This is a genomic window from Synergistes jonesii, from assembly GCF_000712295.1.
GTDB classification, from domain to species: Bacteria; Synergistota; Synergistia; order Synergistales; family Synergistaceae; genus Synergistes; species Synergistes jonesii.
Genome location: NZ_JMKI01000003.1, coordinates 18,669 through 31,715, shown reverse-complemented (window position 1 = coordinate 31,715; position 13,047 = coordinate 18,669). Strand labels below are relative to the sequence as shown.

Here is a 13,047-nt window from a genome sequence, read left to right as displayed (position 1 = left end):
GAGCTGATAGACACCTTCAAATCATTCATAAAAGCRTTAATGTCCTTGTAAGAGACGAATTTTGTCGTGTAACGGATCTGATGGACGATGCAGCGCTGGACTTCGGCCTTGGGATATACGGCGCTTATCGCATCTGCAAAGCCTGTCAGGCCGTCGACGGAGATAATGAAAATATCTTCGGTACCGCGATTACGGATCTCGTTAAGGACACCGACCCAGTACTTGGCGCTCTCATTTCCGCCGACCCACAGGCCAAGGACTTCACGATGCCCGTCCAGTCTTGTCCCAATAGCAACATAAACGGCTTTCTTGACGGTTCGGCCGTCCTGCCTCACATTGAAATGCACGGCGTCCATAAAGACGACTGCATACTTTTTGGCCAGCGGCCGGTTCTGCCATTCTTTGGCAATCGGCAGAATTCGATCCGTCATTCGCGAAATCATTTCAGCAGAGGCATCCACACCGTAGATAGACTGCAGGTGAGCCGAGATATCCCGGGTCGTCATGCCTTTTGCATACATGGACAGGACCTGATCCTCTATATTTGAGATATCGGTCTGGTTCTTTTTGACTGACTGCGGTTCGAAGTCACCCTTGCGGTCTCTGGGGACGTCGATCGGGATATCTCCGGCCGAAGAGGTGACTGTTTTAGGGCTGTAGCCGTTGCGGCTGTCATCTGTATGCTTGTTCTTGTAGTCATATTTGCTGTAACCGAGATGGTCATCCATCTCGGCTTCCAGCATCTGCTGGATCGTATCTCCGAGAAGATCCCTCAGCATAGCCTGTACGTCCTGGGCGTCTTCCGGTTTGTAGTGGGAAAGGAGACTCTGAATAAGCGCTTTTCTTTCCGGTGTCAGTTTTCTCTGTCTTGCCATAAAAATATCCTCCTGGATTGAATTTATCTTAACACCAATCCAGGAGGCTTGCTTTCTTCTCTATGGAGTTTACACAGAATTTGTTATACTCTCGGATTTTTTTGTTTTTTTGAGCAACAAACCAAAAATAGGGGTCTAGACCTCATAAATAATTTCTACTGTTGTAGATGACGATACGCTCCAGTCTCCGGTGTTCGAGTCTAGACCTCATAAATAATTTCTACTGTTGTAGATTGAAACATACGCTTTGACCGCTATCGTGTCTAGACCTCATAAATAATTTCTACTGTTGTAGATAGGGATTAGGTGAAATGGATCCTAATGAGTCTAGACCTCATAAATAATTTCTACTGTTGTAGATTGAGCATGGCGCGCAGGGACTCCCCGGTCTAGACCTCATAAATAATTTCTACTGTTGTAGATAAACACAACGGACCCGTTCATGCGCGAAGTCTAGACCTCATAAATAATTTCTACTGTTGTAGATACATACACTTTGTACATTTTTTATCCCTGTCTAGACCTCATAAATAATTTCTACTGTTGTAGATAGCCTCTGTTACACTTTTTACGTCTTCCCGTCTAGACCTCATAAATAATTTCTACTGTTGTAGATGTAAATCTCCATTCCCATGCTTGTTTCGTCTAGACCTCATAAATAATTTCTACTGTTGTAGATAGAATGGGATTTGCATTGGCCCATTCCGTGTCTAAACATCACTTACACATCCAAGGAGGACACGATCCCCGCAGGTTCGTGAATATACTATCAGGTCCTGCTGGATTCGCTTGATATTATCTAGTACTACCAGCAGCTCGGCAGAGCCTATCATCAATCTGAAATCACAGAGAAACAGCGCGATCTCCATGAGCTCGTGGGCTTATGTTTGCCGTCATAACTATAAAATTACGGGAGTTCAGCCTAAAAACGGCGCACGGCAAGATATAGAGATAAATGGATAAAAAAACGACTGGGGGCGGAGAAAGGCCCTCAGTCGTTTTTGTTGACTGTGCTTTGAACGCGCCCGTTATTTCGTCAGCAGCGTAAGCATAGCTCCGGCAGCGACGGCCGTGCCGATGACCCCGGATACGTTCGGGCCCATCGCGTGCATCAGTATATAGCTTCCGGGGAACTCCTTCGAGATGACCTTCTGGCAGACGCGCGCCGCCATGGGGACGGCCGAAACGCCGGCCGCTCCGATGACGGGGTTGATTTTGCCGCCGGAAAGTATCTTCATGATCTGCCCGAAAACAAGGCCTCCCGCCGTACTGAATATGAAAGCGATGAGTCCGAGGCAGATGATCTTGATCGTGGCCATCGTAAGGAAGGACTCGGCGCTCATCGTGGCTCCGACGGAGATTCCCAGGAATATCGTCGTGGCGTTGAGCACTTCATTCTGCGCCGCGAGCGAAAGGCGCTCCGTGCAGCCGCATTCGCGCAGCAGGTTGCCGAACATCAACATGCCGACGAGGGGCACCGACGCGGGAAGGACGAGTCCGCAGGCGATCGTCGAGACGATCGGGAAGAGAATTTTTTCCGTGCGCGTTACGGGGCGAAGCTGTTCCATTTTGATGGCGCGGTCCTTTTTCGTCGTGAGCAATTTGATCACAGGCGGCTGGATGAGCGGTACGAGCGACATGTAGCTGTAGGCGGCGACCGCTACGGCGGGAAGGATGCCCCTGGCAAGCTTCGCGCAGAGGTAGATCGCCGTCGGGCCGTCGGCGCCGCCGATGATGCCTATGCCGGCCGCTTCCTGAATCGTGAAGCCCATGAACATCGCGCCGATGACCGCGAAGAACACGCCGAGCTGGGCCGCGGCCCCGAGAAGGAAGGTGATCGGGTTCGCGAGCAGCGGTCCAAAGTCCGTAAGAGCTCCTATACCCATGAATATGATGACGGGGTAGAGCTCATGGTCGATGCCGAATTTTACGAAGTAGAGGAAGCCCCCTGGGTCAACGATGCCGGAGAGCGGCAGATTGACGAGAAGGCATCCGAACGCGATGGGCATGAGCAGAAGCGGCTCGAAGCCCTTCACAATGGCGAGGTAGAGCAGTATGAAAGCGACGAGGAGCATAATGAGCGTAGGCACATTAAGCGCTACGAAGCCTGACTGTTCAACCACGCCTTTAAGCGCGGTAAGGTAAAGTTCCATTCAGTTTTCCTCCCGGGGAAAGACTGTTATATCAGGCTAAGCGACGACGAGGAGCGTGTCGCCTGTGCTGACCGTGTCTCCCTCTTTGCAGCAGACCTGAGAAACCGTGCCCGCCACCGCCGTGTATATCTCGTTCTCCATCTTCATAGCTTCAAGGATGATGACGAGCTGTCCGGCCGTTACTGCCGCGCCCTGGGCGACAAGTACCTTAAGGACCTTGCCGGGCATCGGGGCCGTAATGGAACCTGCGCCTGCCGGTGCGGGAGCCGCCGCAGGAGCCGGCGCCGCCGCGGGCGCTGGCGCGGGGGCTGGTGCAGGGGCTGGGGCCGGCGCAGGCACCGCCGCAGGAGCGGGAGCAGCTACCGGAGCCGCGGCTGCGCCCATCTCTTCAACATCTACATCATAAGCTTTTCCGTTTACGGTGACTCTGTATTTGCGTGACATCAGAAAATGACCTCCTAAGGTTTGTTTGTCGAGAAAGGCTTAGCAGCCTTCTGTATTCTGGAGCCTGCCGACGTTCTTCCACGCCGTGGATGCCGGGGCCTTCGCCGGGGCGAACGCCGTTACCCGCGCCGTAGCGCCGCACGCCGCCATGATCGCGGCCGAAATTACCGCAAGCAGCTCGCCGCTGTCTTCAGCTGCGGCTGCTGCCTGGGCCGGCGCAGGCCCCGCCGCAGGAGCTGCGGGCGCGGCTTTCTGCGCCGGGGCCGCGTTATTTTTTGATTTGCCGACGCTGTCTATCGCGTTGCATACGTGCTCCAATCCCATCATAAGGAGCATCAGCCCGATTATGACGATGAAGACTATGCTGAACGCGATGAACGACATTATCAGCCCGCCGGGGACGCCGACGAAGTATGAACTGATATGACCTTCCATTGTCAATTGCCCCCAGACTTAGTTGGGCAGTATGCCGTGCTTGCGCTTCGGGCGAAGCTCGCTCTTGTTCTCCGTCATGAGAAGCGCCTGGTAGAGCGCCGGTCGCGTCTCTTCCGGGAGTATGACGCGGTCGACGAAGCCGCGCTGAGCCGCGCGATACGGATTAGCGAAGGATTCTCTGTATTCCTCGATCTTCTCCGCGCGCTTCGCGCCCTTGTCCTCGGCCGCTTCGATCTCTTTGCGGAAGATGATGTTCGCCGCGCCCTCGGCGCCCATGACCGCTATCTGAGCCTGGGGCCACGCAAGGACGACGTCGGCGCCCAGGTCTTTGCTGCACATGCCGAGGTATGAGCCGCCGTACGCCTTGCGCATGACGACAGTGATCTTCGGCGCCGTGGCTTCGCTGTAAGCGTAGAGCAGCTTAGCGCCGTGGCGGATGATGCCGCCCATTTCCTGTTTGAGCCCGGGGAGATATCCGGGGACGTCTTCGAACGTTACTATAGGAATGTTGAAGGCGTCGCAGATGCGGATGTGGCGGCTCGCCTTGTCCGAAGCGTCGATGTCGAGGCAGCCGGCCATGAATCTCGCCTGGTTGGCGATGATGCCGATGACGCGTCCGCCGACTCTCGCAAAGCCGGTGACGATGTTCAGCGCGTAAAGCTCCTGAACCTCGCAGAAGTCGCCGTTGTCGACGACCTTTTTGATGACGTCGCGGACGTCGTAGCCGTGGTTCGGGTTCGTCGGGACGATGTTGCGGAGCTCCGCGTCCGTGCGCGCGGGGTCGTCGCCGGTCTCTTTGTAGGGGGGCTCTTCCATGTTGTTGCTGGGAAGGAAGCTCATCACCCTGCGCACCTGAGCGTAGCACTCCGCTTCGCTCGCCGCGAAGAAGTGGGCGCAGCCCGACGTCGAGTTGTGGGCACGCGCGCCGCCGATCTGCTCGGAGGTCACGTCTTCGCCGGTCACCGATTTGATGACCTGCGGCCCTGTGATGTGCATGATGCCGATCTTATCGACCATGAAGATGAAGTCGGTAAGGGCCGGGCTGTAAACGGCGCCGCCGGCGCAGGGGCCCGCGATTATCGAGAACTGCGGGACGACGCCGCTCGCCTTTACGTTGCGGAAGAATATTTTCCCGTAGCCGGAAAGCGCGTCTACCGCTTCCTGAATGCGGGCTCCGCCGGAATCGTTGATGCCGATGCAGGGAGCGCCGTTGGTGAGCGCGAGGTCTAACACCTTGCAAATCTTCTGGGCGTGCATCTCGCCGAGCGAGCCGCCCATTACCGTGAAGTCCTGGCTGAACACGTAGACGATGCGTCCGTCTATCGTGCCGTAGCCGGTCACGACCCCGTCGCCGAGGAAAGTCGTCTTGTCGAGGCCGAAGTTGGTGCAGCGGTGCTCGACAAATTCATCGATTTCCACGAAGCTGCCGGGGTCAAGAACTGCGTCGATGCGCTCGCGTGCCGTCATCTTGCCTTTGTCGTGCTGCTTGGCGATGGCTTTTTCTCCGCCGCCGAGAGCCGCTTTTTCGCGTTTGGCAACAAGAGCAGCGCACAGTTCGTCGATCGTTTTGTCCGCCATTAATCCCTTACCTCCTCATAATTTTTAGCGCGTGAAAGCGACACAGGACGCATCCACGCGCATATTGCTTTATACAGCGCGTCCCCGCGCCGCGGGCGCGGGGCCGACGTATATCTTGAATCAGTCGCGCTGACAGAGTTCAAGGAGCACCCCGCCGCTCGCCTTCGGATGCACGAAGGCGATCTTAGCGCCGCCGGCGCCGATGCGCGGCTTCTCGTCTATCAGGCGGACGCCTTTCTCTTTCAGCTCGGCGAGCGCCGCTTCGAGGTCTTCGACCCTTACAGCGACGTGCTGAATGCCCTGCCCGTTCTTTTCGATGTACTTCGTGACAGGGCTGTCTTCAGCGGTGCCTTCAAGAAGCTCGAATTCGGTGTCGTCTATAGGCAGGAACGCCGTCTTTACCTTTTGCTCCTTGACTTCTTCTATGCCGTGGCACTTCACGCCGAGAGTGGCCTCCCAGAATTTCAGTGCCTCGTCGATGCTTTTTACCGCAACTCCGATATGGTCTACATTTTTGATTTTCATTTTATTTGGCCTCTTTCTCTCTCTTTTCGGCTACCGCCTTTTCGAGCCATTCTATCGTTTCGGCCGTCGGCGTGCCGGGGCCGAAGATCGCGCCGGCTCCGAATCCGAGCAGCGTCGGGTAGTCGGTCTCGGGGATGACTCCGCCGCCGAAGACGATGATGTCGTCGGCCTTCTTCTCTTTGAGAAGGTCGATAATCGTTTTGAAGCAATATTCGTGCGCGCCGGAAAGGATGCTGATTCCGATCGCGTCCGCGTCTTCCTGTATAGCTGTCGCAACTATCTGTTCCGGCGTCTGGCGGAGGCCTGTGTAAATGACCTCCATGCCGGCGTCTCTGAATGCTCTCGCGATGACCTTGGCGCCACGGTCGTGCCCGTCAAGCCCCGGTTTCGCAACGACTACGCGAATTTTGCGGTCCATTGTCTATTCCTCCTTAAAAAGCGCACGCGATTCTAAAGAACCACGTTCTCCTTGTACTCGCCGAATACTTCGCGGAGCACGCCGCAGATCTCCCCCTCCGTCGCATATGCGTGGACGGCGTCCAGTATAAGCGGCATGAGGTTCGCCTCGCCCTTCGCACCTTCACGTACCGCGTCGAGCGTCGTCTTGACTCTGACGTTGTCGCGTTTCTCTTTCATCTCGCGGAGCTTCTTTATCTGATTCACACCCACGCTGGCGTCGACCTTAAGGAGTTTGCGCTCCGACATATCTTCGTCGATGTGGAACTTGTTTACGCCGACGATAGTGCGGTCGCCGGACTCTATCGACTTCTGATAGTCGTAGGCTGCGTCCTGGATATGCTTCTGCGGATAGCCCTTTTCGATAGCCGTCATCATTCCGCCGAGCTCATCGATCTTCTTGATGTACTCCCACGCGCCCTCTTCGATCTGCTTCGTGAGCGCTTCGATCGCGTAGCTGCCGGCGAGCGGGTCGACGACGTTCGTCACGCCGGACTCGTAAGCCACTATCTGCTGGGTGCGCAGAGCGATGCGCACGCTCTTGTCCGTCGGCAGCGCGAGGGCTTCGTCAAGGCTGTTGGTGTGCAGCGACTGCGTGCCGCCGCAGACCGCCGCCATCGTCTGGACGGCGACGCGGACGATGTTGTTCTCCGCCTGCTGGGCGGTGAGCGTGCAGCCGGCCGTCTGAGTGTGGAAGCGGAGCATCTGAGCGCTCTTTTCCGTCACGCCGAAGCGCTCCTTCATGATGCGCGCCCAAACCTTGCGCGCTGCACGGAACTTCGCGACCTCTTCGAGGAAGTCGTTGTGCGCGTTGAAGAAGAAGGAGAGGCGCTTGCCGAATACGTTCGGGTCCTGTCCCGACTTCATCGCCGCTTCGACGTAGGCGATGCCGTCGGCGAGCGTAAAGGCCACTTCCTGGATGGCGGTCGAGCCGGCTTCGCGGATATGATAGCCTGAGATGGAGATCGTGTTCCACTTGGGGATGTTCTCGCTGCAGAACTTGAATATGTTCGTGATGAGCCGCATCGACGGCTTGGGCGGGAAGATATATGTGCCGCGCGCTATGTATTCTTTCAGAATGTCGTTCTGAATGGTTCCGGAAAGCGCCTTCATCGGCACGCCCTGCTTCTCGGCGACCGCGATGTACATCGAAAGAAGCACCGACGCCGGAGCGTTGATCGTCATAGATGTCGAGACTTTGTCAAGAGGGATGCCGCCGAAGAGTATCTCGGCATCGGCCAGGCTGTCGACCGCTACGCCGACCTTGCCGCATTCGCCGACCGCCATCGGGTCGTCCGAGTCGTAACCGATCTGCGTCGGAAGGTCGAAGGCGACCGAAAGTCCAGTCGTCCCCTGACTCAGAAGATAACGGTAACGCTTGTTTGAATCTTCCGCCGTAGCGAAGCCCGCATACTGGCGCATCGTCCAGAAGCGGCCTCTGTACATCGTGGGCTGGACGCCGCGGGTAAAGGGATATACGCCGGGGAATCCGAGGTCTTTGGTGTAGTCGACGCTGTCGACGTCTTCGGGGGTATAGGTTCTCTTAAGAGGAATACCGCCGCCTGTGGTGAAATTTTCCTTTCTCTCCGGGCCTTTTGTAAGCGCTTTAGCTACCGCCGCTTCATAGGCCTTCCTTCCTTCTGCCACTTCCTGGAGCTGTTTTGGTTCGAACAATTACTCCGCCTCCTTGCGAAACATATCGGGCCCTCTTTTACAAGACGGCCGTCAGCACACTGGTCAGTATTACAAAAAACCACACGGTGCTATTATTGCCCAATTCCTGACAAATTGCAACATTTGAGCGTTAATTTCAGATAAGTTTGTTTATTATATTTTTTATTGAGACGATTCCTTGGACGCGCGTATCAGTAATTCATATATAATATAGTTTAGAGCAGAAAAAATTAAGGGGGTCACTGCGAATGATACAGCAGGCGGTCAAGGTCACGGATACGATTTACTGGATCGGCGGCAACGACAGGGAAACCGACCTTTTCGAGGGATTGTGGGCGCTCCCCAGGGGAGTGGCCTACAACGCATATTTCATCAACGATGAAAAACGAGCCCTCATAGATACGATAAAGGCCGACAAACTTTCCGCCTATATGGAGAGGCTGGTATCGATCATGCCGGAAGGCGGCGCGATAGACTATCTAGTCGTCGACCATATGGAGCCGGACCACTCCGGATCCATCAGCATACTCCGCAAATTTTATCCCAATATGAAAATAGTCGGCAACAAAAAAACGATCGAGATGATAAACGCCTTTTACGGCATAACCGACGGAATGATAGAGGTCAAAGAGGGAGACGTGCTGGATCTAGGGCGGCATAAACTGGCCTTCGCGACGATTCCCATGGTCCACTGGCCGGAGAGCATGGTCGCCTACGACAGCACGGAAAAGGTGCTCTTCTCCACCGACGCCTTCGGCGGCTTCTGCGCGCTGGAGGGAGGTATATTTGACGACGAGCTCGACATGTCCCTCTATGAGGACGAGACGCTGCGCTATTTCGCGAATATCGTGGGGCGCTACGCCGCGCCGACGCAGAAGGCGATAGCCAAGGTCCGCGCGCTCGATCCGAAGATTATCTGTCCGGCGCACGGTCCCATATACCGCTCAAATCCCCGGCACATCGTCGATCTTTACGACAAATGGAGCAGCCACAGGACGGATCCCGGCCTTGTCGTAGTTTATGGATCGATGTACGGCAATACGAAGTTCATGACGGATACGATCGCGCGCGCGGCCGCCGAAGCCGGCGTCAGGGACGTCGTCGTGCACGACGCGTCGCGTTCCAACCTCTCATATATCGTCAGAGATATCTGGAAATACCGCGGGCTCGTCCTTGGAAGCTGCACCTACAACACGGAGCTGTACCCGCCTGTGGCGGCGCTTTGCCGCGCTTTGAAAAATAAAATGATGAAGAACCGCGTGCTCGGCCTCTGCGGCTCGTACAGCTGGAGCAAGGGCGCGCTGGCGGAGCTGCGGGTATTCGCGGAGCAGTGCTGCGACTGGCGGCTGGTCGAACCGACGATAGAGGTCAAATCGTCGCCCACCGAAGTGGATCTCAAGCTTTGCCGCGAGCTCGGAAGAAACATGGCGAAGGCCGTGCTTTCGAAGGAGGATGAGTAATGAAATCGCGTGCTTTCATAAGGAGCGCGGCTCTTTCCGCCGCCGCGCTCCTCTGCATGGCAGCCCCCGCGTCGGCGGAGCTCAAGCTTCATGCGCTCGGCGTCTACAAATCCGACTTCTTAGGCTTCTTTGCTAAGATAGTGACGCCGTGCGTCAGCGGCACGCCGGCGGACGGCGGGCGCGAGGCGCTCAACGCGGAGTTCGCGTCGCACGCGCGGAAGGCCGTTGAAAATTACGAGAAAGAAGTCGCCGCTGCTCTTAAGGACGCGCCGGATTTCAGCGGGCATCTCGGCGTCGTGCTCGACTACGAGATCAAAACGAACAACGACAAAATTCTGGCGTTCGACATATACGAAATGGAGATCGCCGGCTCCTCGTCGACGACGCACAAGCTCTACAACTTCGACAAGAAAAGCGGCGCGCTGATCGAGCTGAAGAGCCTCTTCAAGCCGGGCGCCGATTACGTTAAGGCGATAAGCGAGAACGTAAAGAGCCAGATGCGCGCGGCCAACAAGAGGGATAAAAATTCTTACTGGATAGCGCCGGAGGAAAAAGAGGGATTTTCGGCGATCAGGCCGGATCAGAATTTCTTCGTCAACGACAGAGGTAACATAGTCGTCTGTTTCGACAAGTACGAAGTGGCCCCGGGATCGACCGGCAGCCCGGAATTTGAAATCCCCCGCAGCGCGGTGGAGCCGTATCTGGCAAAGTAAAGGGGATAAAAGGCCCCGCAGCGTCGACGCGCCCACGCCTATAAAGAACGCCCGTCGTTTGGCATAAAGCCAAAACGGCGGGCGTTCTCTTCGTCTTAACCAGCGCCTTGCGAATCAGAAACGCTGGTATATTTCGTTGACTTTGACCTTAGGCGCGTACCGCTTGAAAATCTCCTTTAGCTTCGCCTGGTCTTCCGTTTTGAAGAAGAGCTTCCAGCCTGTGACGTCGCGCTCGGCGAGCAGCATCAGGCGTCCGTTCTTCGCGCGCAGAGTGATGCAGCGCACTTCGTCCCACGGCAATATCTCGCGGTGGTGCGTGTGCCAGGTGTGAGTCTCCTTCACAAAACCCAGCGGCGATACGTAGATTCTTTTTTCATACTTTACCACGAGAACGCTGCAGCATCCAAGGAGTAGATTCAGCCAAGCTTTCTGGCCGAAATCGCCGCTCCAGAACTGCCACGCCGCGGTGCAGAGAAGATATACCGCTATCGCTGCGAAGGTGATCGACTTCCACTTTCCCGCTTCTCTGCCTGACGCGGAGGCCAGAAGGCTTTCCAGCGGCTCGAGCTGCTGCGCCAATTACGTCGCGTCCCGCGTTAGAACGCGACTCTTTCGCCGAGCTCCGCCGGGCGCGTCTTGCCGCCCTTGACGGGCTCGCCGTCCTTGCCGCGCCAGAAGATGCCTATGCCGAGATAGGTCATGGCGATCGCGATGATCGGGTTCAGATAATTAAAGAACGCGAAGGGCAGATACTGGAAGGTCGGTACGCCGAGCACTCCGGCGTGATAAGCGCCGCAAGTGTTCCAGGGAATCAGCACGGAGACGAGCGTGCCGCAGTCCTCCAGCGAGCGCGAGAGCATCCTCGGATGCAGCCCGACTCTGTCGAATTCGCTCTTGAACATCGTCCCCGGCATCGCTATCGAGAGGTACTGGTCGCCGAGGAAGAGGTCGCAGATGAAGCAGGAGGCGATGACGGCGACGACGAGGCCGCCGACCGACTTGACGGGCTTCATTATCGCGTTGAGCATGACCTTCAGGAAGCCGCAGCTGTCCATCGTGCAGCCGAAGGAGAAAGCGCAGAGGATGAGGGATATCGTCCAGTTCATCGACTGCAGGCCGCCGCGCTCCATCAGCGAGACGATGTCGTTCGCCGCTTCGGCAACAATCTTCGGGTCGAGCGTTATGTTGTTCTCTGCAAGCAGCTTGGCGAGAGCCGCGGCGTCTTCGCCGGCGCCGGCTATATCGGCCGAGAGGGCCGGGCTGTAGCCGTCCTGCATGATGCCAAGGAGGTCGCCGAAGCTGTTGCCCTGGAAGAGCGCGAAAATCACGGCGATCACGACGCCGACCCACAGGGCCGGGATAGCCGGTTTGCGCATCGCGGAAAGAGCGATGACCGCCACAGGCGCTATGAGCGTGACGGGGTTGATCCAGAATTCCGCCGCCAGCAGCGTTTTGATGGCGTCGATCTTTGCGTAGTCAAGCTGACCGCCGGCATATCTGAAGCCGAGGACGAGCGTGATCACGACGACGATGCAGTACGTCGGGCCGGAGGTCCAGCACATGGCGCGGATATGCTGGAAAAGGTCCGTCCCCGCGACCGCCGGCGCAAGATTCGTCGTATCGGAGAGCGGGGACATCTTGTCGCCGAAGTAGCCGCCGCAGATGATGATGCCGGCCGTCATCGGCGCCGGGACTCCAAGTCCGACAGCTATGCCCAGGATGGCGATGCCGACCGTTCCCGCAGTGCCCCACGAGGTACCAGTAGCCAGCGAAACGATCGAGCAGATGAGCAGCGTAGCTAAGAGGAATATCGACGGCGAGAGTATCGACAGGCCGTAGTAGATCATGCTGGGGACGACGCCGCTGCAGATCCAGGAGCCGATCAGCGGCCCGACCGTGTAGAGGATGAGGCAGGCCTGCATACCGACCATTATGCCGTCAATAACGCCCTTTTCAATTTTTGAGTAAGGATTTCCGAGATAGAAAACGCCGACGCATCCAGCGAAAAGCGCTCCAAAGATGAGGACGAGGTGGATATCCGTCTCCCAATAAAGGACCGCCATGCCGATGAGCGCGGCGACGACGAGAAATACGAGCACCGACAGCAGCAACGACGGTGCCTTTGGCTCTCTTGCTGTTTCCTGAGTCATAAATAAACCAACTCCCCTTTCAAAATTTAGAAAAAGTACATTCTGCTGACAGAAAACGCGCCTCCGCCTCTTACGGCACCTCCTTGGCGGCATATAGTAAGGACGCAAAAATAAAACACTCTACGAAGAGGGAGATTGAAACCATTATCCCTACTTCGTTCATATTTTATTACATTTCGCACTATTTTGTCCAGAGTAAATGTGCATAATATACGATATAGGGTTAATTTATCTCAGAGATTCCGTCATTTATGTTTACTTTCAATTAAAAATGACAGTTGAAAGCTCGAAGCTTTCACGATAGAATAGGGTACGCGTGGGAATCGCCTGCGCGGAACTATGAGGCAAAAAATAGAGGAGGACTTCTTAAGATGGCTAAAGCAACAGTCGATCAGTCAGTATGCGTAGGCTGCGAGGCCTGCGTCGGCGTGTGTCCCGTTTCCGCTATCTCCGTGAACGACGGCAAGGCTTCCGTTGATCAGGACAGCTGCGTCGAGTGCGGCGCCTGCGCGGCGACATGCCCGGTGAGCGCTATTTCTCTGTAAGTCCGTCTTACGGAAAAGCGACAAAGAAGAAATAAAAAA

At 56.1% G+C, this 13,047-nt stretch carries 13 protein-coding genes and 1 CRISPR repeat array; of the genes, 3 read left to right on the top strand and 10 right to left on the bottom strand.

Going from position 1 to position 13,047, the window contains the following annotated elements:
* The 8 genes from EH55_RS00980 to EH55_RS00945 all read right to left on the bottom strand — a co-directional run.
* Window positions 1–875, bottom strand: an 875-nt coding sequence (locus tag EH55_RS00980) for an IS256 family transposase (protein WP_037974157.1), incomplete at its 3' end; no start/stop codon positions are given.
* A 133-nt stretch (window positions 876–1,008) separates the two neighbouring features.
* A CRISPR array of direct repeats spans window positions 1,009–1,554; the repeat unit is 36 nt; unit sequence GTCTAGACCTCATAAATAATTTCTACTGTTGTAGAT.
* Between the two features lie 349 nt (window positions 1,555–1,903).
* Complete coding sequence (locus EH55_RS00975) at window positions 1,904–3,028, bottom strand: sodium ion-translocating decarboxylase subunit beta (RefSeq protein ID WP_037974156.1); 1,125 nt, start codon at window positions 3,026–3,028, stop codon at window positions 1,904–1,906.
* 36 nt (window positions 3,029–3,064) lie between these two features.
* Window positions 3,065–3,472 carry a biotin/lipoyl-containing protein gene (locus EH55_RS00970; RefSeq protein ID WP_037974155.1) on the bottom strand — a complete coding sequence of 136 codons (408 nt, stop codon included), beginning with the start codon at window positions 3,470–3,472 and terminating at the stop codon, window positions 3,065–3,067.
* A gap of 39 nt (window positions 3,473–3,511) precedes the next feature.
* Window positions 3,512–3,907: an OadG family protein gene (locus tag EH55_RS00965; RefSeq protein ID WP_037974153.1), complete on the bottom strand. Its 396-nt coding sequence runs from the start codon at window positions 3,905–3,907 to the stop codon at window positions 3,512–3,514.
* Between the two features lie 18 nt (window positions 3,908–3,925).
* Window positions 3,926–5,485 (bottom strand): acyl-CoA carboxylase subunit beta, encoded by a 1,560-nt coding sequence (locus EH55_RS00960; RefSeq protein ID WP_037974152.1) that lies wholly within the window; start codon window positions 5,483–5,485, stop codon window positions 3,926–3,928.
* A gap of 120 nt (window positions 5,486–5,605) precedes the next feature.
* Window positions 5,606–6,010, bottom strand: coding sequence for a methylmalonyl-CoA epimerase (gene mce / locus EH55_RS00955; protein ID WP_037974151.1), 405 nt, complete (start codon window positions 6,008–6,010; stop codon window positions 5,606–5,608).
* A 1-nt stretch (window position 6,011) separates the two neighbouring features.
* Window positions 6,012–6,428, bottom strand: coding sequence for a cobalamin B12-binding domain-containing protein (locus EH55_RS00950; RefSeq protein ID WP_037974150.1), 417 nt, complete (start codon window positions 6,426–6,428; stop codon window positions 6,012–6,014).
* A 32-nt stretch (window positions 6,429–6,460) separates the two neighbouring features.
* Window positions 6,461–8,140 carry an acyl-CoA mutase large subunit family protein gene (locus tag EH55_RS00945; RefSeq protein WP_037974149.1) on the bottom strand — a complete coding sequence of 560 codons (1,680 nt, stop codon included), beginning with the start codon at window positions 8,138–8,140 and terminating at the stop codon, window positions 6,461–6,463.
* A 248-nt stretch (window positions 8,141–8,388) separates the two neighbouring features.
* On the opposite strand from EH55_RS00945, the gene EH55_RS00940 reads away from it, so the two are divergent.
* Window positions 8,389–9,600 carry an FprA family A-type flavoprotein gene (locus tag EH55_RS00940; protein ID WP_037974148.1) on the top strand — a complete coding sequence of 404 codons (1,212 nt, stop codon included), beginning with the start codon at window positions 8,389–8,391 and terminating at the stop codon, window positions 9,598–9,600.
* Window positions 9,600–10,313: an RsiV family protein gene (locus EH55_RS00935; protein ID WP_051682517.1), complete on the top strand. Its 714-nt coding sequence runs from the start codon at window positions 9,600–9,602 to the stop codon at window positions 10,311–10,313. Before EH55_RS00940 ends, EH55_RS00935 begins: the two co-directional genes overlap by 1 nt.
* Before the next feature lie 114 nt (window positions 10,314–10,427).
* Here EH55_RS00935 and EH55_RS00930 read toward each other — a convergent pair whose 3' ends face one another.
* Window positions 10,428–10,892 (bottom strand): hypothetical protein, encoded by a 465-nt coding sequence (locus tag EH55_RS00930; protein ID WP_037974146.1) that lies wholly within the window; start codon window positions 10,890–10,892, stop codon window positions 10,428–10,430.
* Between the two features lie 17 nt (window positions 10,893–10,909).
* Window positions 10,910–12,463 (bottom strand): Na+/H+ antiporter NhaC, encoded by a 1,554-nt coding sequence (gene nhaC / locus EH55_RS00925; protein ID WP_037974145.1) that lies wholly within the window; start codon window positions 12,461–12,463, stop codon window positions 10,910–10,912.
* Between the two features lie 371 nt (window positions 12,464–12,834).
* Here nhaC and EH55_RS00920 point away from each other — a divergent pair, with 371 nt between their 5' ends.
* Window positions 12,835–13,008 carry an indolepyruvate ferredoxin oxidoreductase subunit alpha gene (locus tag EH55_RS00920; protein ID WP_037974144.1) on the top strand — a complete coding sequence of 58 codons (174 nt, stop codon included), beginning with the start codon at window positions 12,835–12,837 and terminating at the stop codon, window positions 13,006–13,008.
* The last annotated feature ends 39 nt before the right edge of the window (window positions 13,009–13,047 follow it).